Consider the following 17,757-nt stretch of genomic DNA (forward strand, 5'->3'; position numbering starts at 1 on the left):
TGGCGCGACTGATTGGCTTACCTACTTTTCAGGGCTGCAAAACCCGCAGCAAGGCCTGATAAGCTGATTTCTGGTGATACGAGGAGTCGTAGAGCAGAGAATCAGCATAATGCGCCCCCCAGTTTGGAGAGGAATAATTATCCCCGCTTTCGCCTCCGTTTACCGGATCAGACATTGAGCCGTATTTGTCAGTGAATCCCCACATCCCGAAACTCCGGCAGAGAGGATTTTTGACGAAATCGCAGCAGACAGCCAGTTTGTCGGAAAAAAGGGCTGGTCTTTTGGAAGCACCTGCAACATCGAGTTCAGAGATTCTGACCTTGACTCCCTTTGCCGAGATCCTGGCCATATTTTTCAGACACTCTGAAGCCACTGAAGGGTCTCCCTCAGGATCGTAATTATGGGCCTGGAAACCGACACCGTCGATTTTTTCTCCGTTTGATTCGATGTATCCGATCAGAGAAAGCACATTGTCAACAATCTTGCTGTTCGAAGCCTGATCTATGCCGAACTCGTTGATCCAGAGTTCACATGCCGGGTCAGCGGCGCGGGCAGCCCTGATCGCTTCCAGGATGTATGATGGCCCCATGGCCCAGAACCAGACCGAAGGATCGCTTTCCTCTTCCTTGCCGTTTCGAAGACCATAGGGATGATTCGCGTCAAGGGTCTGAAAATCATGGGAAAAGATTTCATTCAACAGGTCCCATTCCTCAATTTTGCCCTTGTATCTAGTGACAAGAGCGGTGATATGCTCAGTCATCACGGATTTCATCCGATCCCTGTCTCCTTTGCCGTTCGCATAAATCTCCCAGACCCAGCCTGGAAGAGCCTCGTGCCACACAAGACAATGCCCGTGGATGCGCATGCCGTTAACATCCGCGAAATCTACCAATGCATCTGCTTCTGCCCAGGCATAGCTTTGCTCCTGCGGATGCACTGCCTGAAATTTCAGGCACATTTCCGGGGTAACCATGCTGAATTCACAGGCAAGCGTCTTACCATACTGAGGATCTGACATGAGGGGCTCGACATTGCCGGCTGTACCGATCCAGAATTCATGGGTTAATCGCGAAGCCCGCGCCCTGAGAGAGTCAGGATTCACCGGATAGGACCTGATGCATTCATGATAGTTGTCATGGATAGAAACGCCAGATCCGCAGGCCGAAAGACTTTGCAGCAGAAATCCGCCTCCTGCCTCTGCGTCAGCTCCGAAATAGATCTTACTGTCAGTAAAAACAGTATCTTTGGCCTTGCCGATTTCAGCGCCATTCACAGAGAATTTCAGAAATCCGCCGGAACCGCTCAGGCCGATCTCCACTGCTCCGCTCAAGCCCTTCTTCAGGAAGTTCTGCTTTTTCATGTTGAGCCAGATTTCCAGAATGCCGTTTTTCAAGCCGAACCGGACATTTTTACCGTCTATGCGCCATTCGTCGTAGCAGATTGGAATGGAGCCATAAAAATCCAGAAAGGCCGATTTCTCCGGATTCTTTGTATTATCAATCACGGCACTGATCTGGAAATCTCCGGTCAGATCCAGTCTCGGACCGCAGAGATTTACAGGCGGATTGAAATACCATTTCCCGCCCCCTGCTCTGGGCCGGATCTTCCTGTCCAGCGGAGTGATCTCGACTCCTCCTTTGACCGGGACAGCTCCGGAAAAACGGGTCCAGTCGCCTGCCAGAAGATCGTATGCCTGAGGCTCTGCACCGGATGCAGAACAGGTCAGGACAGTTACTATAAACAGTGTTGCAAGGATTTTTGTCATATCCTATTCCTGAATGCTGAACTTTATAGAATTATAACCAGTTATTTATAGAATTGTAAGCAGCAAATTGCGTCAAATGAGTACGCCGTTAATTTGCTGCGTGCTTTGCAGAGCAATTTAACTATACAGAGGCGGTCCGCCTTCAGATTACCTTTCCAGCCCAGAGTTGATCAAGAAAGTTTTTCCATGGCAATATCTCGATCCTATTGTGAATTCTCTTCTCTTTCTCATTACATACCAAAATACTTTTTCTTGAGGGATGTGCTTCACGGAAGGATTCCAATCCGTTGATTTCTTTTGCTTCAACACGGCTGGTTCCCTTTACTTCAACGGCAACTTCTCCTTCCCCGAGTATGAAATCTACCTCCAGGCCTGCTTTAGTTCTCCAGAAATTAATTGCATAATCCTTGCCGCTGTATGACTTGTATGCCACCATCTCCATCAGCATGAAGTGCTCGAAAGCCTTGCCGAATTCAGCGCCTCTTTGCTCCACTATGTGCCTTTTCGTCAGGCAGCCTGCCACCCCTACATCAAACAAATAGAATTTGGAAGCCTTTGTTATGACCTGGCGCGATTGCTTCGTTTTAAAAGGCTCAACCCGAACCGCAAGCAGCGTATCCATGAGAATCTGATAATATTCCTTTACAGTTTTCGAATCTACCCCGCAATCCCGGGCGATATTGCAATAATTGGTCATCTCCCCGTGGCTGTATCCGAATGCATCGAAAAACCTTGAAAAAGCCGGTATGTTCCGCGTCAGGCCTTCCGCAAAGACCTCCTCACGCAGATAGTCCTGCACATAAGCCTTCAGTGATTTTTTACAGTCAGCGTCATTTTGCAGATAATGCCGCGGTATCAGACCATGATTCAGAACGTGCAGCAGGTCGATGCTCCCGATCTCCTGGCTGACAAACGGAAAAAGTTCATAACGCCATGCCCTTCCGCCCAACAGATTGGCCTGGCCCCGCTTGAGTTTCCTCGCACTGGAACCGCAAAGCACAAATCTCAAACCCTTTTCTTCTATCAGCGAATGCACTTCATCGAGTACCTGGGGTACCTTCTGCACTTCATCGAGTATTATCGGCTTTCTCAAGGATGCATCGTCTTTCGCAAGGATCAGTTCGCGCAGGAGCGACGGTTTTTTTGAGACTTCTAAGAACAAATCGGTTTTTAAAAAATCATATGTCAGACTATCAGGAAACCTTGCTTTCAGATAAGTTGTTTTTCCTGTCTTCCTGGCACCCCACAGAAAAGCCGATTGCCGCTCAGGAAGTTTTATCTTCAGTATTCTTTTCAGATTTTCCACAAGAATTAACCTCCAATATAGTTTAACTAATTTGGAGTATATTCCGTTTCAGTAATTTAGTCAAGCCGGGGCAAGGAAATTTGCCCACTCAGCTATGTAGAGGCTCTCAATTACTATTGATTATGAAAAAAAGCTGAAAACCTGTTCTGATTCTGCTGCACAATTGCTGCAACTTAATGCTCAAACCCAAGAGTGATTTGAGCATTGACATAAATGTTCCATGAAAGCATACTATCTTCAGAGAGCTCTTTTGTACAATCTGTGGATCAGGTTTTTTTTACTTCTGATTTTTGCTGCCGCTATTTTCTCCTGCTGGCAGAAAGAAGACTTGGACAAAATTCCAGGATCTGACAAGGACTCGGCAGAAGCGGAGATTTCTCCATCCCCTTCATACGGAGATACCATTATCAGCCTTGGAGATTCTCCTCCTGATTATTACATACCATTTCTTTACGAGGAAGAAGAATATTGGGACATTTTTTCCATGCTCTATAACAGACTTTACGATCTTTCGGATTCTGATGAAGTATTATCTGACCCGCATCGCATCCTGGTTCATCTTAAGAAAGATGTCCGATGGCATGACCAGCTTGATTTTACAGCTGACGACGTGGTTTTCACGTTTAGAGCGATTCTGGATCCTGAAGTTCAATCCCCTTGGCGTAAAAAGTATAGCCCTATCCTGAGATCTGTTGAAGCGGCTGATCCTTTTACAGTTGTGTTCATCTGCAGTGAAACGGCTGCAGATGAAATCTTTGATTGTTTCATACTGCCTGCTCATCTTCTCCATGGTTCGAATCCAAGGGATACACCTTTTAACAGAAATCCTGTGGGAACCGGCCCCTTCCATTTTACAGACTACACTCCTGGCGAGGAGCTGAGGCTTGACAATTTCAAGGGCTATTTCAAGGGAAGACCCTTTGTCGACAGCATGATTATCAGATTTATCCCTGACGAGTCCGCTGCTTTCCTGGCAATGCTAAACGGAAAAATTGATATGATGTATGTTTCAGTCAACCTCCTGGAACGAAAAATTTCCGATCCTTTGTTCAGTTCAAAGTTCAATGTCTATCTTAGTCAGAGGGCTACCAGCTTTTTATCAATACAATATAACTGCACCGATTCTGTTCTTAAAGATTTTAAAGTCAGGCAGGCGCTTACGCTGGCACTTGACCGCAAGCGCCTTATCGATGAAGTTGAGTACGGGTACGGCATTGAATTCGCAGGTCCGTTCCATCCCCTATCAGAATACAGTGATCCTGACGTTAAACCGTTGCCATTCTCACCCCAATCAGCCCGCAGACTCCTGGCAGATGCAGGATGGAGTGACAGTAACCATGATGGTCGGCTGGACAAAGATGGCAGGCAACTCACGATAGAAGTCGTCATGGTCAACTGGAAAGAAAGAGACAGCTGGTTTTCAGATGTGATGCGCACCCAAAAGCTCACCATTGGACTGATCAAAGAAATGTGGAATGAAATCGGTGTTGGACTTTCAGTGAAACCGGTTGATATAAATGAGTTGATGACTCTGAATAACAGTCGTGAGTTCTCGGCAGTACTTTTATGGTCAGACCTGAAACCGGATCTATCCGGCAATTACAGTCTCTGGCATTCTTTGCAAAATCCGGGACTGACCAGGGAGATTCCAAATGATGTCTTCAATCTTACAGGATACTCTAATCCTGAGGTGGACAGCATGCTGGAACAGGCCTTGTCGGAAACTGATCCTCAGGTTGTTGCAGGACTTTGCCGCCGAGTCCACAGGATCATTCATTCTGAACAACCTTGTTCATGGCTGTTTCTGGTGCCAGACGCGCTGGTGGCTGATAAAAGGATTTATGGAATTGAAACAATTGACGGCGAAATTGTGGTCCAGCCGGAACGTCTTTATGTACCGATAAACATGCAGAAATATCATTGAGTTCTCTTTTGCCGCGTTTTAGTAGGGGCATTCGGGAATAATCCGGACATAATCAAATCGTATGGGGTATAAGTGAGGAGTGCAGGATCTTCCAGAATAGGTAAGGAGGAAAATAACCGGAATACGTTCATTCTTCAGGAATGTGTATTTGGTCATTCCCAGGCCTGGCAGGATAAAACCGGAATCACACAACTGAAGTACTATGATCGATATGTCGAGGAATTGCTGGATAGTCTTCAGAAACAAGATTTATGGGAAAAAACTCTTCTGATTCTCACAGCTGATCACGGTTCACGTCGGAATCCGGCTGATCCTGAAAATTACAGGATTCCATTAATCTTCCGGGGCGGCATGGACAAACCTGGAAGAGATGATCGGTTTCTTTCGCAACTTTGTTTTGCCCGTCTGATCCGGGAACTTGAATCGCCCGATTCAGAGGAGCAAACTGACGAACCGATTCTGACTGTAGGACATTCCGGACAATGGGTATATGGTGAAATCCGGCCCAATGGGGATTGCCAGTTCATTGAAAATTCACGAGGGAAACTCCTGAGAAGCCAAGGAAATCTGAACCCTCTTGACTTGCAACAGATTTCAAAAATATTTAAACCAATTTACAGCACAATTTCCCGATCTTCGCTAAGTGGCCTTCCCTCCCAAGCAAGTGCACCCTGCCTGGCGCACAATAAAAGGGTGTGTCCAAAAAGTAGGACAGCCCCTTTTTACTTGTGCAGCAACCAGGCCGTATTTCTCCGACACTGCTGAGAAATTAGTGGTGTAGTCCTGGAAAATTGATTCCTAATCCGGCTCAAATACACATGGAACGAGAATTACAGATATAGGGACTCTGCAGTCGGATCGGACATGGACTGGAATTACACTTTCACGGATCTCAGCCTGGTCATGGACATGTATATCACACCTGACATATATCTTGCCGCTGATTTCGAGAAATTCAGCTACTGGAACACATCCGGAGGGGAATGGACAAGCGGCAAAATTACAGGGTCAGGATTTAATTTCAATACAGACAGTGGCTTCAGGACATATTACTCGTATATAGATGTGAAGGACTTTGGCTGGGCCGATGAAATGAAGTTCGGACGCCAGCATTACATCATCGGCCAGGGGCTGCTGATCAAGGGCATGGGCGATGGAATCCAGGCTGAAAAAAAAATCTGTGCAAAAAATGACACAATAGTCACTGTCGCGGGCATCAAGGACGACTCTGCAGACACAGGTTCACTCGGGGTCAGCAATGATAACGAAGGCATAGATCTTTTATACTCTGACTTGAGTTTCGACCTGAAGGATCTGCAGGCAGACCTGTATCTTGTCAATCAGCGTGATCCTCTCTCCGGCGTGGGAACAGGCTTCTACGACGCCACAACCACCTGGAAGCATGTGCACAGGAACAACTGGTACGGGCTCTCCTTATACGGGAAACCGGCGAACTCTCTCGAACTGTATGGAGAATATTCCAGGCTCAGATGGGATGAAAGCGTGGATGTGAACGGTGACGGAGCTGCTGAAAACGGAGATCCCGGCTATCTGGCAGGCCTCAGGTGGAATGTGAATCAGAAAACCGCGTTTAAACTCCAGTACGACAAGTTCGGGGAATGGTTCCACCGCCCGATGGACAGCGCCTGGGGTACGATCTGGGGTTACAACACAGGCCTGGACTTCGATGACGATATCTTGTTCGATCCTGCAGGGTACCGCATGAATTTCCACGATCTGATGACTGAGCTGTCTTTCAAGGTTTCCAAAAAGAGCACACTGCTCGGGCGATATGAAAAGATCAATGACAACTGCACATATGCCGCCCTCTCTGAACCTGACAGCAGGAAAGTCTTTACCGGCCAGTACCTTTATCAGTATAAGGAAAACACCACACTGACTCTGACTTACCGGAAGATAAACGTTAATCAGAATGAAACTTCATCTGCAGCGGGAACCCAGGTCGCATCCGGCAGCACTAATCCGTTTGCCGGAGTGCATGGCTTTGGCGGGGATGGATTCGGAAATGTGAGCGGGACTTCGGGAACAGACGGGAAAAATCCATATCTAGTGGATGACGTCACATTCCTCAGACTTTCTCTGGACGTTGCATTTTAGCGGCATCCAAGAGAAAAATTGGATATTGGCCAACTCCATATCCATAGATTATCAATTACTGATCGAAGAAATCAGGAACGTGGTACGCAGGGATTTCCAGGAGAGCTGCAAAATCTCATCTTTATCATGTAGAATATCAAAACAAGTTTCTCAACATTTATTGGCTACTGAGCATCTTTAAACAACACCCGTCCGGACAGCGTTTTGTCAACCACCCCCGGTCGTCCCCCCATGCCGGAAAAAGTTCGCGCCTTGATATAGGCTTCAGCGTAAGTAACATCCGCTGAGTATCCATTTACAATAGCCATGTGCTCATACATACCCCACCAGTCAGCCGGACCCTGCGATTTCTGCTGATAAAGTGCTACCTGCTTTTTCTTGATCACATCCGTGATATCAACATAATCCGTAGGGACAAACTGAAAAGACTTGGTGTGCGGGCTGTTGCTGGTTTCATAAAAATAGAGGTCGAATCCGAATTGCCTGTTCTGGAACACACGCCAGGCCAGCAGCCCGGATGCCTGGTGGTCTGAGTGTACATCAAGAGGCCACGGTGCCAGCACGATATCGGGTTTAAGCCGCAGCAGAATTCTTATCAATCTGTCAGTTGACGCTTTGTCAACTGCAAGGGATCCGTCAATTGCCCCGAAAAGCTCTACCTGTGCCCCTAATACTCCGGCTGCATTGTGGGCTTCCCTGGCGCGGATCGCCCGCGCTTCTTCCTGACTTTTCCCCCAGATTCCAAGCTCCCCGCCGGTCATGGTCAGAATGACTGCCCTGTCTCCTGCTGCAGTCGAATTGGCTATCAACCCTCCGCAGGATGCTTCCCCGTCATCGGGATGAGGGGCAATCACAACAATTGTCCGCTGAGCGGATGTTTGACCGTAGACTTGGAGAGCTGAAACGAGGATACAGAAAAATACAATTATTCCTTTCATGGTAATTTCCTTCATTAAAGTTTTCATTATGAATGCCTCGCTTTGGAAATGAGGGAATAATGATATTATTCTACGATACAGCTGCCTCCTCTTCAATGTTAAAGATGCCGCTTAAAGCAAATGGCATAGACCAATGTGGAATGCTTCGGTGCTTCACAGATCCCAAGATGATTGAGCTTTCCATGGCAGCTCTGCAGCCCGAAACAAATATCCCCAAATTCTAACCGGTTTAAAGGACATCAAGCTGTTCAGAGATGTCCTGGCCGCTGACGACGAGATAATCAGCGAAAGGCTGAGAAGGCTTTCAGCCATTCTTAAGGAAATGGGGTTTTAAAGGATTTATGGTCGGAAAAGCTTGAAGGTATAGTTTTTTATTAAGACGGGGAGGGCAATAAGCATGAAAGTAACGGTATTCAACGGAAGCCCTAAAGCAAGAAACAGCAATACCGATGTTACTGTTCAAGCATTTTTATGTGGCGCAAAAAGGGCAGGAGCTGAAACTGAAACAGTTTACTTTGGAGATTTACCGTAATTGTGGCATGCTGTTGAAAAAGGAAGATGCCAAAATAAAAAGCAAGGTTGCGTTGTACCTTGAACATGTCAATGCCGCCGGGTTTGAAATGATTTCCCAAGATAAGGTAAGCGTGGATACGATTAGGGAATTGGAAAAAGAATTGGTTTCTTTGGATGAGTATTTGGAAATATTGAGAATGTAAACTTTCTGAAGCGGATCGCTACCGTTCCAATTCGCTGCTGACAAGCACTTTATCCGCAGCCCGTGCTATTTAACGGCTCTCATCCATTCCCTATCTTCAAATCTGTCTTCGATCAGAAAATGGGCGGAAAAATATCTTCATTTCAAACCCGAATTGGATCTTAATTATCCCGGACAGTGGGATCAGGAAAAATCACGTCAGGCGGACAACCCCAACCATGCTGATTTGACAGTCACGTTTTTTTGCTGCTTGAATTTCATGAAGTCCCGTCTGAACGGTAGATAGGGCACAATTAAAAATTCCCGGAAATTCACCATTCACAAATTTGATAATGTTATTGACAACACTTCCCGGCACTGTATAATAAAAATATGCTACTTCGGATCGTTCATTCTGTCCTTATGATAATGCGCTGCCCGGACACGGGCGGCATTCAGCGTTCGTAGTTCGGGACCATCCAAAACATTTCACAGATTTACGCTCTTAAGTTCGTTTAACTTTTCCGGCATTATCAGCAGGAGGTAAATGTCCATGGCTAAATCGATAGAAGAAATTAATGATAAGATCGCCAAGAAAACAGTCAAGGTGCTTACAGCAGAAGAAATGACCAGACTGGTCGCGGAAACCGGACCTGAAAAAGCTGCCGCGCAGGTCGATGTCGTCACTACAGGAACTTTCGGCGCCATGTGCTCGTCGGGGATGTGGTTCAATACCGGCCATTCAGACCCGCCGATCAAAATGACCAAAGTCTGGCTGAATGATGTCGAAGCCTATACCGGCCTAGCTGCCGTTGACGGCTATATCGGAGCAACTCAGATGTCTGAGACGAGAGGAATGAAATATGGCGGAGCGCATGTCATAGAAGACCTGATTAACGGAAAACCGGTCATTCTGCGGGCAGTGGCCTATGGAACAGACTGCTATCCCCGCAAGGAAATCGTGACTGAAATCACCCTGGCAGACCTGAATCAGGCCCTGATGTTCAATCCCCGCAACGCCTATCAGCGTTACAACGCTGCCGCCAACACAGGTGCCAAAACTCTCTATACTTACATGGGTAAACTTTTACCCAGTGTTCAAAACGCAACCTATTCCGGTGCAGGCGAACTTTCTCCCATCAACAATGACCCTGATTTCAGGACTATCGGCATCGGCACGCGTATTTTTCTCAACGGAGCCCGCGGACACATAGTAGGCAGCGGTACTCAGCATAACCCTGATACCGGATTTTCCACCCTGATGGTGCAGGGTAATGTCAAGGAGATGCTTACGGAATACGTAAGGGCAGCCGTATTCAAGAATTACGGCTGCACGCTGTATGTCGGCATCGGTGTGCCGATTCCGGTGCTCGACGCAGATATCGCCAAACGGACAGGCATTGCCAACCGCGACCTCACGGTGGATGTGCTCGACTACAGCAAGCCAACCAGGAATCGACCGGCGCTTGGAAAAGTGACCTATGAAGAACTCAAGTCAGGCAATGTGATTATAGACGGAAAAAAGGTGCGTACTGCTCCGATTTCCAGCTATGCCAAGGCAAAGAAGATCGCAGGCACTCTGAAGCAATGGATCGAGAAAGGCGAATTTCTGCTCAGTCAGACCTCGGAACGCCTGTCAAAGAAAAGCGTTTACAAGCCTATGATCCAGCAGGAACCGGCAGGGTTTTCAAGTCCCAGGACAATCGACATCACCGGGGCTCTGAAGGACAAAGTGTCTAAAGACAACAGGCTCTGCGTAGAATGCGGGCTCTGCATCGGAGTTTGCAGCAATGGAGCTTACACCCGTGATCCGGACTGGCACATCCATCTTGACTCCTCTCGCTGTGTTTCCTGCGGCCAGTGCCGCGATATCTGCCCTTTCGACGCGATTGCCTTGAAGGAGGGAGAGGTATGCGTGAAGAACTGTTGAAAATCTATGAAACCATTGCCCGGGTTACTGCCGAGGAAGAACGCTTTATCCGCATCGCTGAAGCGGAGATTATTCTCAGGCGGAATGAATTGACCGCCTATATTTCCCAGGACCCGTATTTTCGCACCACACTTATGAGTCATTCAGTGAGTGAAAACGCTCCGGAGATAATCAAACGCATGACAAAAGCTACTGCCGGATTCGGCATCGGCCCGATGGCTGCAGTGGCAGGTGCGATTGCGGAATACGCGGTGCGAGCTATGGCTGCAGCCGGTTCACGCTATGCTATCGTGGACAATGGGGGAGACATCGCCATGCTCATCGACAGGCCGGTCACAGTCGGAATTTTCACCGGTGCGGCCGGAGTGCGGTCGTTCGGCCTGCGCTTTGAACCCAGGCCCGGCCTGATCGGTATCTGTACCTCTTCGGGCAGGATCGGCCATTCGCTCAGTTTCGGTTGCACTGATGCGGCAACCGTTATTTCCGGTGATACAATCCTGGCTGATGCCGCAGCCACTGCATTGGGCAATGCAATCAAGACAAAGGAGCCCGCGTCGATGAAGCAGGCGATTGACAGCATGCTGGTCGAAGGAATCGAAGGAATGATCGCAGTGGTGGACGACTTAGCAGCATTTGGAGGCATTGTTCCAGCCATAGTGCCTGTTAAACTACCTCTGGAAAAAATTGCAGCCGCCTGATCAGAGAAAACCGCTTACACGAACTAAACAGTACCGGCCTGAAAATGCGTGGCTGGAAAGGAGAAAAAATATGAAAGTCATGAAATTCGGAGGCGGCTGCCTAAAAGATGCCGCTGATTTTATCCGGACTGCTGATATTATCAGAAATGACACTGACGAGACCATTGTCGTAGTATCGGCTGTGTCCGGAGTGACCGATCTGCTTCTCTCAGGAATTCAGACAGCCCTCGACTCGGAACACAATGTTCCGGGACTCCTCTCGAACCTGCTTTCAGTTCATGAGAACATAGTCAAATCATGCATCCGCAAACCCAAAGAACGCCTCCAAGTGATGAAAGCCATTGAACAACGGATTGACAATCTTAAGAGACAATTTTTCGGTGCAGCTTATTCCGGTGAGATCAGCGCTGCGCTCAAAGCCGTGATTTTAAGTTACGGAGAAAGGTTTTCCGCTTTGATTCTGTCCGGCGTTTTGAACGACATCGGCTTGGATGCTGAGGCCATGGAAGCCGACAAAATAGGGATGATCACAGATGAGTCCTGTGAAAATGCCACAATGATTCCGGAACTGGTCAGAAAGGAGATGAGGGAGCAACTGATCCAGGCAGTCGGCTGCGGAAGAATATCGGTTGTGACCGGCTTTTTCGGCCGATCTGAAACCGGAAAGGTGACGACTTTCGGCCGCAACGGATCTGATTATTCCGCAGCAGTCGTTGCTTATGCCGTTAACGCGGATTCCCTGGAGATCTGGAAGGATGTGGATGGCTTCATGACCGCAGACCCGAAGATGGTGAAGAATGCCGGTCGCATCGACCGGCTGTCTTACTACGAAGCAGCGGAACTTTCGTATTTCGGAGCCAAAATCCTGCATCCCCGTACTGTGGAACCGCTGGTGGAGCTTGGAACGCCCCTGTACATCAAAAATGTCGGTAAACCGGACAGCAACGGTACCTTAATAGGCGCGCCCGGTTATACAAGGGAGGATATAATCAAAAGCGTTACCTGCAGCCGCAAGATGGCTGTATTGCGCATCCAGGGACCCGGCATCGGGTTCAAACCAGGCATCATCAGCGAAATCGGCCGCCTGATCGCAGGCGCAGGGATCAACATCTATTCGGTCATCACTTCTCAAACCTGTATCAATCTGCTTGTTGACAAGGGAGACTCGAGTAAGGGAATCGAAGTTCTGTCCCCTCTTTGCGGGGGGGTGATTGAGAAAATCGACCTGCAGGACAGGATCGCCTTGATCGGAGCCGTGGGAGAAGGCCTGATCCACACACCTGGTCTGGCTGCGCGCATGTTCACAGTTGTGGCCAGGGAACACGTCAATATTCAGATGATCTCGGCTGGTGCATCAGACATTGCCTACTACTTCATTGTGGACGAGGAAGACGTAGAAAAGGCAATCATTGCCATACATGGAGAATTCTTTTGCGTATGAAACCGTTTTCAGGATTTGTAAGGCTCGCTTGATTTAGCTTTTTTTCAGCCGCCCGAAATTGAAATTCTGAAATCCGGAGTTTAACATTCATTCATATGAACAAGAAGTTTCATAATGTAACAAGGGACGGTATTATCGGTCTGCTTGCCGGCAAATCGGCCCTGACCGGGTGCGGTAAGATCGTGGTTTTTTCAGGACCAAGGCCGAAAACAGGTGCTAAAATCACGTCCGATGTTTTCACATATGTTTTGCCGGGTCTGGCTGAGCCCGAGACCAGAATGATGATTGACTCAATCTTCGAGTTTCAATGCCTTACTCAGCGGGTTTTCGAAATGATCCAGCTTTTCCCAGTTATACAGTATTTATTCTGAATGAAAAAAAGCTAAATACTTCAAATCTTGTCACAATATCAATCGCGGTCAGATACTTACTGGCCGAAGCTTTTCAGCGCCTTGTTGAGAACAGTGTCTGTCCCCTGCAGGTAGTCGCTCTCGCTCTGCACCGCATAAATATCAGGCTTCAGGGACAGGTCGCTGTCGTAGGCCGGAGTGTCCACATTGATCCAGATCCTGTAAGGAATCGAGGTCTGGATGTCGGCAAACTCCAGGTTGTGCTTGAAGCCCTTTTCAGTGGAATTGTTGTTCCCGCCGGTATTGCTGCCTATTATCGTGCCGAGTTTCATCGCCGAAAAGCAGACCGCGCAGTCAAATGCAGTGGAAAAAGTCTTCCTGCCGACCAGCAGCCTGACTTCACCGGTGAACATCTTTTCAGCTGTGGGAGTATACGCCTCATGGGTATAGCGGCGTGACTCTCCGATAGCCAGGTCGTCGTCGAACTTGATCCCGTCATCCCTGGCTTCCTTGGAGCAGCGGTCCAGGTTAGCCTCCCAGAATTTGAAATTCCGGTCAGAAATCCTGCTCAGCAGATGCACAAGTCCGTCCGTGTGGCCACCGCCGTTTTGCCGCAGGTCTATCACCAGTTTATGAATGCCCGCGGTCCGGATCTCACTGAAGCATTTGTCTACAGATTCCTTGAACCATGGCTCTTTCCAGAATCCCATAAGTTTGAGCACTGCCACATCTCCGATCCGAGTCATCTCAACCGGTTTGCCGGAAAAAAGCTGGGTCTGGGGGTAATGCAGCACATCCTGATACGTCACTCCTTTCAGGGTGATTTCCTCCTCCCTGGAAAGCGCCCGTAGCTTCAGCCTGGCCTGCTCTGTGCTGCCAAAGGCCAGGTAATAGAAGAACTGGAAGTTGTCGGCAATCTCGTCCATCTTGTTCTGGACAGTGTCGCCGCTTGCCATTGGAACCAGTTCTTCAAGTATGGATTCGATCTTGACTCCGTTGATTTCCAGGATTTTGGCCTTTTTGTCAGAGTAATGCCCGGGCTTCATATATACTCCGCTTTCCATGATTTCCACATGCAGGGGCAGAAATCTGTCGTTCCCGAGCAGCAGACCGGCTGAAAAAGCGTCGGAAAGCTGTGTGGTCATGGCTCCGGCGTGGCCGTCATTGAGAAGGGAAAAGAAGCAGGCCAGCTTCCTGACAAGAGAGCGCAGGTCTAGATTCTCTTTCTTGGAAAGGTCTGTCTGCATGAATGCGGTCAGATACTTTTTTGCAGCCTTGTAGTCCTGGCCGTCGTATTTCACGTAGCCGTTGTCCATGGCCTTCAGCAGCCCAGTCAACTGATCAGAGGCTTTTTTAGTGGAGACGGTGTATGTTTCCCTGACTATGCCGAGATTGAACGACATGTCGTCCGAAAAAGTGGCATTCACTTCCCTGGTTTTGCCGTAGGACAGCATTATGAATTTTTCCGGTCCGCTTTCCTTGAATGCGCCGTTGGCAGCCTCGATGAGTTTGCTCGAATCCTGGTATCCTGTCACTTTTGTGCCGTTAATATCCAGGAAAACATCTCCAGGGATCAGCAGATTGTCCGGGACCCCGGACGTTGAGGAAATCATCATGTAGTAATCGCCCTCAGCCGCCTGGATAGAAAGAAAAGCAACCGCGCAGAGCATGATAATGAAATACTTTTTCATGCAGCCTCCGATTATTTTCATTTTAGTCCTCTAAGTATGATTATGCTCAGAAACGAATGAAATTGAAATACTAATTTGACGAGTCCATCGGACAACATCAGTGTTCCTGTTTTCCAACACTATACGCTTCTTTAAACCATTCTCTAAGTTCCGTGTCAAAGTCTTCCAGACGTTCGATTCTGAAGTGATGTACGTGATTTCTAGGGGATACTGTTTCAATTTTTCTGAAGCGTGACTTTTCAAGTCGTCTTGCAAGGACCACATGAGCATCCAAACACCCATTAGAAAGCTTATTTGCCGCAGCAAAAATCATTCTCACCTGAAAACCAACTCTTGTTTTGGCCGGTGCAAGAAGTATGGGACCAATTGATTCCAGTTCTTTAACGAAGGTTCTGTATAAGGCAACCTCGTGGGCGGAGCGTCCCTTGAGAAAGTCTTCTTCAGAAGCCTTAACGCAAGAATGCGACTGATCACAGTTGGCAAAATGCCTATTACATTTGGGACATTTCCAAAGAGGCTTTTCTTTAATAGTTTTATTTCCCATTTTGCCCTCCTGTATTGATCCCTTTGTTTCAACCTGGGGAAGTTCCGGCTCTTTTTCTCAGGATGGTCAAACGTTCGTTCAGGGATTTCTGGAATTCCTCATCAGACAGCGAAGGATCTCGCAATTTCAAAAAGGTCTCGCAGGGCAGCTGTGAACACAGACCGCAATGTTCCAGGAGCCTTTCATTCGTGCAGCAATAATAGATCGGGCATCTTGAATTCTCCACATATGAACTCCAATAAGGCTTGCCTTCAGTCTGCCTGCACCCGGCGCAATCTTTCCTGAAATGCGAACAGCCTCCACAGGTATAGCCGCATGGAGGCGCGGTATTTACGTCAAACATTTCCCCTCCTTCGTGAAACTTTGGTTTTGTTGTTTTTTTCGGCCGGCTCAGGAAGCTCCTCCGCCGTAAGCCTGATCAGTTCGCTGATCCATTCACGGTCTTCAAACCTGTCTTCGATCAGAAAATAAGGCTTCGCACCTGGATACCTTTCACCCTCGGTCACTTCGCCGATAAAGGCTCTTCCACTTTCCGTCGGCTTGATGAACAGCCGGTCATCACAAACCATGGCAACCAGTTTGCCGCCACAGTAAATTCCATACTCGCCGAACATCTTTTTGTATGTGATCACGCCTGCACTTTCCATCTGCTCCACTATGAATTCAACAAAATCTTTTCCTGACGCCATTTTCTCTCCTTTCCGCACCTTGTATAGTGATTATTTTACAGCATTTGTCCGGAATAAAAAGCAGAAAAGCATATCAAAACACATCAGAAAGAGGCTGGATAGATGCGCTTTGAGGTATTTTTATGCTGAGAAAACCGGATTCCCGTGATACAATTTGTAAGTTGTGAAGAAAATTTATGATGATAAAATCATGGAAGTGAACCTAAAATCCGGGTCTGATTTTTTTGTAGCCGGAGAAACTTTCAAAGCCCCATTGAGCAGAGAAATCCAAAAGGAATACAATAACCTAATCCGTCAGGCAGCGGGCCTTTCTACTGAACAGAGGACCAGAAAGGAAATCAGTGGAACAGGCGGACTGGTCAGTCCGGCTGATCTCATCGCCTACCAGATCGGATGGGGAAAATTGGTCATCGGCTGGTATGAAGCAGGAATCAAAGGAATCATGCCCGACATGCCGGGGGATGGTTTTAATACCTGGAATTACACAGGACTGGCACTGCATTTTTATGAAAAATATCAATTCCACAGCCAAGACGAACAGTATCAGGAATTTTTCAGCATAGTACAGCGTTTGATCCGAATCGTGGAAGCTGAGCACGGGATCGGCAACCTCGAAAAACCTGGAGTGTGGGAATGGTGCAGACTCAAGTCCGGCAAATACTGGCCCCTGAGCAAGTGGATTCGGGTAAACACTGTGTCACCTTACAAAAAAGCTGCGGGTATGATAAAAAAAACTAGAGGATTCAAATAGGGAGCAAGCGATGAAGTACATTTTGGGAATTCCTTCAGCCTGGGGATCATTTTTCAATGGACCTGAAGCGAGCCCTGCGGCGATCCGCGAAGCCGGACTTTCCGATGCATTCAAATCAAGAGGCGTGGAATTCGAGGATCTTGGCGATCTGCAGCTTCCTCCATTGATGTCCAGGCACAGCGTACCACCCATCAGGCATTACCCGTCCCCCAGGATTGTCTGGGAATTGACCTTGAAGGAGCTAGAGCCTGTGATCAGGAAAAGCGACCGGGTATTGCTGCTCGGCGGAGACTGCAGCATAGTAATCGGTTCCATGAAAGCCATGAATACTGTCTATGGAAATTCAGCATATCTTCTCTATCTCGACGGACACATGGATTGCGAGATTCCTGTGGCAGATAAATGCGCAGGCGCGGCAGGCTTCGGCCTCTATCTGCTCACGGAGCCAAATCCATTCTGGCCTTCTCCGACCATCACTGAACAGCAGCTGATGATTATGGGAGTGCATGTCATGCCGACTGACTGCAAAAAAGTTCTGCCTCATTTAAGCCTTGCACAGATGCGCAAAACAGGTATCCGCGTCTCTGCCTTGAAGATTCTCTCTGCAATCGGGGCAGGCATGAAAATATTGGTGCATCTGGACGTGGATGTAATGAATCAGGAAACCATGCCTGCAGCTTATTCTCCAGGTAATGAAGGGCTGACACTTGATGAAATGCAGGAACTGCTGTCAGTTGTCATGCAGGATCAGCGGGTGAAACTGCTTGAAGTGACTGAATTCGATCCTCAGAAAGATCCTGCAGGCAAATCAGGAGCAGATATAGTAAAGCTGCTCGCAGGAGCGCTCTGATTCAAAGTCAGGGATTTTGTTCGGAATGCAGCTTCAGTTCAGGAGCGGACTGGTTGGAGAATTCCTCC

Annotated in this window: 16 protein-coding genes and 1 pseudogene; 10 read left to right on the forward strand and 7 right to left on the reverse strand. The window is 48.0% G+C overall.

The window, feature by feature from the left end:
• Window positions 1–28: 28 nt before the first annotated feature.
• Window positions 29–1,765 (reverse strand): endo-1,4-beta-xylanase, encoded by a 1,737-nt coding sequence (locus PHW04_06960; GenBank protein ID MDD2715616.1) that lies wholly within the window; start codon window positions 1,763–1,765, stop codon window positions 29–31.
• A 142-nt stretch (window positions 1,766–1,907) separates the two neighbouring features.
• A complete protein-coding gene (locus PHW04_06965; GenBank protein ID MDD2715617.1) occupies window positions 1,908–3,071 on the reverse strand; it encodes an AAA family ATPase in 1,164 nt (387 codons plus the stop codon).
• A gap of 220 nt (window positions 3,072–3,291) precedes the next feature.
• Here PHW04_06965 and PHW04_06970 point away from each other — a divergent pair, with 220 nt between their 5' ends.
• Together PHW04_06970 and PHW04_06975 are read left to right on the forward strand one after the other, a co-directional pair.
• The gene (locus PHW04_06970; GenBank protein MDD2715618.1) at window positions 3,292–4,995 is read left to right on the forward strand and encodes an ABC transporter substrate-binding protein; all 1,704 of its coding nucleotides are present in this window, start codon (window positions 3,292–3,294) and stop codon (window positions 4,993–4,995) included.
• Window positions 4,996–5,859: 864 nt separating this feature from the next.
• Window positions 5,860–7,113 (forward strand): hypothetical protein, encoded by a 1,254-nt coding sequence (locus tag PHW04_06975; GenBank protein ID MDD2715619.1) that lies wholly within the window; start codon window positions 5,860–5,862, stop codon window positions 7,111–7,113.
• A gap of 164 nt (window positions 7,114–7,277) precedes the next feature.
• On the opposite strand, the gene PHW04_06980 is transcribed toward PHW04_06975, so the two are convergent.
• Window positions 7,278–8,051 carry a PIG-L family deacetylase gene (locus PHW04_06980; GenBank protein ID MDD2715620.1) on the reverse strand — a complete coding sequence of 258 codons (774 nt, stop codon included), beginning with the start codon at window positions 8,049–8,051 and terminating at the stop codon, window positions 7,278–7,280.
• A 235-nt stretch (window positions 8,052–8,286) separates the two neighbouring features.
• On the opposite strand from PHW04_06980, the pseudogene PHW04_06985 reads away from it, so the two are divergent.
• The 6 genes and pseudogenes from PHW04_06985 (at window position 8,287) to PHW04_07010 (ending at window position 13,185) form a co-directional block, all read left to right on the forward strand.
• A pseudogene (locus PHW04_06985) lies at window positions 8,287–8,385 on the forward strand (DUF6530 family protein).
• A 115-nt stretch (window positions 8,386–8,500) separates the two neighbouring features.
• Entirely contained in the window at window positions 8,501–8,767 is a 267-nt protein-coding gene (locus tag PHW04_06990) for a hypothetical protein (protein MDD2715621.1), read from the forward strand.
• A gap of 531 nt (window positions 8,768–9,298) precedes the next feature.
• Complete coding sequence (locus tag PHW04_06995) at window positions 9,299–10,675, forward strand: homocysteine biosynthesis protein (GenBank protein ID MDD2715622.1); 1,377 nt, start codon at window positions 9,299–9,301, stop codon at window positions 10,673–10,675.
• The gene (locus PHW04_07000; protein ID MDD2715623.1) at window positions 10,657–11,373 is read left to right on the forward strand and encodes a UPF0280 family protein; all 717 of its coding nucleotides are present in this window, start codon (window positions 10,657–10,659) and stop codon (window positions 11,371–11,373) included. Before PHW04_06995 ends, PHW04_07000 begins: the two co-directional genes overlap by 19 nt.
• Before the next feature lie 70 nt (window positions 11,374–11,443).
• A complete protein-coding gene (locus PHW04_07005) occupies window positions 11,444–12,814 on the forward strand; it encodes an aspartate kinase (protein MDD2715624.1) in 1,371 nt (456 codons plus the stop codon).
• 95 nt (window positions 12,815–12,909) lie between these two features.
• The gene (locus PHW04_07010) at window positions 12,910–13,185 is read left to right on the forward strand and encodes a hypothetical protein (protein ID MDD2715625.1); all 276 of its coding nucleotides are present in this window, start codon (window positions 12,910–12,912) and stop codon (window positions 13,183–13,185) included.
• Window positions 13,186–13,241: 56 nt separating this feature from the next.
• Here PHW04_07010 and PHW04_07015 read toward each other — a convergent pair whose 3' ends face one another.
• The 4 genes from PHW04_07015 to PHW04_07030 all read right to left on the reverse strand — a co-directional run bounded on the left by PHW04_07015 (window position 13,242) and on the right by PHW04_07030 (window position 16,088).
• Window positions 13,242–14,876: a S41 family peptidase gene (locus PHW04_07015; GenBank protein MDD2715626.1), complete on the reverse strand. Its 1,635-nt coding sequence runs from the start codon at window positions 14,874–14,876 to the stop codon at window positions 13,242–13,244.
• A gap of 76 nt (window positions 14,877–14,952) precedes the next feature.
• Complete coding sequence (locus tag PHW04_07020; protein ID MDD2715627.1) at window positions 14,953–15,399, reverse strand: DUF5655 domain-containing protein; 447 nt, start codon at window positions 15,397–15,399, stop codon at window positions 14,953–14,955.
• A 28-nt stretch (window positions 15,400–15,427) separates the two neighbouring features.
• Entirely contained in the window at window positions 15,428–15,742 is a 315-nt protein-coding gene (locus PHW04_07025; protein ID MDD2715628.1) for a DUF3795 domain-containing protein, read from the reverse strand.
• Window positions 15,735–16,088, reverse strand: a complete 354-nt coding sequence (locus PHW04_07030) for a TfoX/Sxy family protein (protein MDD2715629.1) — start codon at window positions 16,086–16,088, stop codon at window positions 15,735–15,737. The genes PHW04_07025 and PHW04_07030 overlap by 8 nt, the downstream gene beginning before the upstream one ends.
• Before the next feature lie 163 nt (window positions 16,089–16,251).
• Here PHW04_07030 and PHW04_07035 point away from each other — a divergent pair, with 163 nt between their 5' ends.
• Both PHW04_07035 and PHW04_07040 read left to right on the forward strand, forming a co-directional pair.
• Window positions 16,252–16,839, forward strand: coding sequence for a ClbS/DfsB family four-helix bundle protein (locus PHW04_07035; protein ID MDD2715630.1), 588 nt, complete (start codon window positions 16,252–16,254; stop codon window positions 16,837–16,839).
• A 10-nt stretch (window positions 16,840–16,849) separates the two neighbouring features.
• On the forward strand, window positions 16,850–17,689 hold the full coding sequence (locus PHW04_07040) for an arginase family protein (protein MDD2715631.1): 840 nt from the start codon (window positions 16,850–16,852) through the stop codon (window positions 17,687–17,689).
• Window positions 17,690–17,757 lie beyond the last annotated feature (68 nt).

It is taken from the genome of Candidatus Wallbacteria bacterium, from assembly GCA_028687545.1.
Taxonomy (GTDB): Bacteria; Muiribacteriota; JAQTZZ01; order JAQTZZ01; family JAQTZZ01; genus JAQTZZ01.

Coding starts and splice junctions, on each gene's coding strand:
- PHW04_06960 (MDD2715616.1), bottom strand. CDS start 1,765: ATGACAAAAATCCTTGCAACACTGTTTATAGTAACTGTCCTGACCTGT.
- PHW04_06970 (MDD2715618.1), top strand. CDS start 3,292: ATGAAAGCATACTATCTTCAGAGAGCTCTTTTGTACAATCTGTGGATC.
- PHW04_06975 (MDD2715619.1), top strand. CDS start 5,860: ATGGACTGGAATTACACTTTCACGGATCTCAGCCTGGTCATGGACATG.
- PHW04_06980 (MDD2715620.1), bottom strand. CDS start 8,051: ATGAAAGGAATAATTGTATTTTTCTGTATCCTCGTTTCAGCTCTCCAA.
- PHW04_06990 (MDD2715621.1), top strand. CDS start 8,501: ATGTTACTGTTCAAGCATTTTTATGTGGCGCAAAAAGGGCAGGAGCTG.
- PHW04_06995 (MDD2715622.1), top strand. CDS start 9,299: ATGGCTAAATCGATAGAAGAAATTAATGATAAGATCGCCAAGAAAACA.
- PHW04_07000 (MDD2715623.1), top strand. CDS start 10,657: ATGCGTGAAGAACTGTTGAAAATCTATGAAACCATTGCCCGGGTTACT.
- PHW04_07005 (MDD2715624.1), top strand. CDS start 11,444: ATGAAAGTCATGAAATTCGGAGGCGGCTGCCTAAAAGATGCCGCTGAT.
- PHW04_07010 (MDD2715625.1), top strand. CDS start 12,910: ATGAACAAGAAGTTTCATAATGTAACAAGGGACGGTATTATCGGTCTG.
- PHW04_07015 (MDD2715626.1), bottom strand. CDS start 14,876: ATGAAAATAATCGGAGGCTGCATGAAAAAGTATTTCATTATCATGCTC.
- PHW04_07020 (MDD2715627.1), bottom strand. CDS start 15,399: ATGGGAAATAAAACTATTAAAGAAAAGCCTCTTTGGAAATGTCCCAAA.
- PHW04_07025 (MDD2715628.1), bottom strand. CDS start 15,742: ATGTTTGACGTAAATACCGCGCCTCCATGCGGCTATACCTGTGGAGGC.
- PHW04_07030 (MDD2715629.1), bottom strand. CDS start 16,088: ATGGCGTCAGGAAAAGATTTTGTTGAATTCATAGTGGAGCAGATGGAA.
- PHW04_07040 (MDD2715631.1), top strand. CDS start 16,850: ATGAAGTACATTTTGGGAATTCCTTCAGCCTGGGGATCATTTTTCAAT.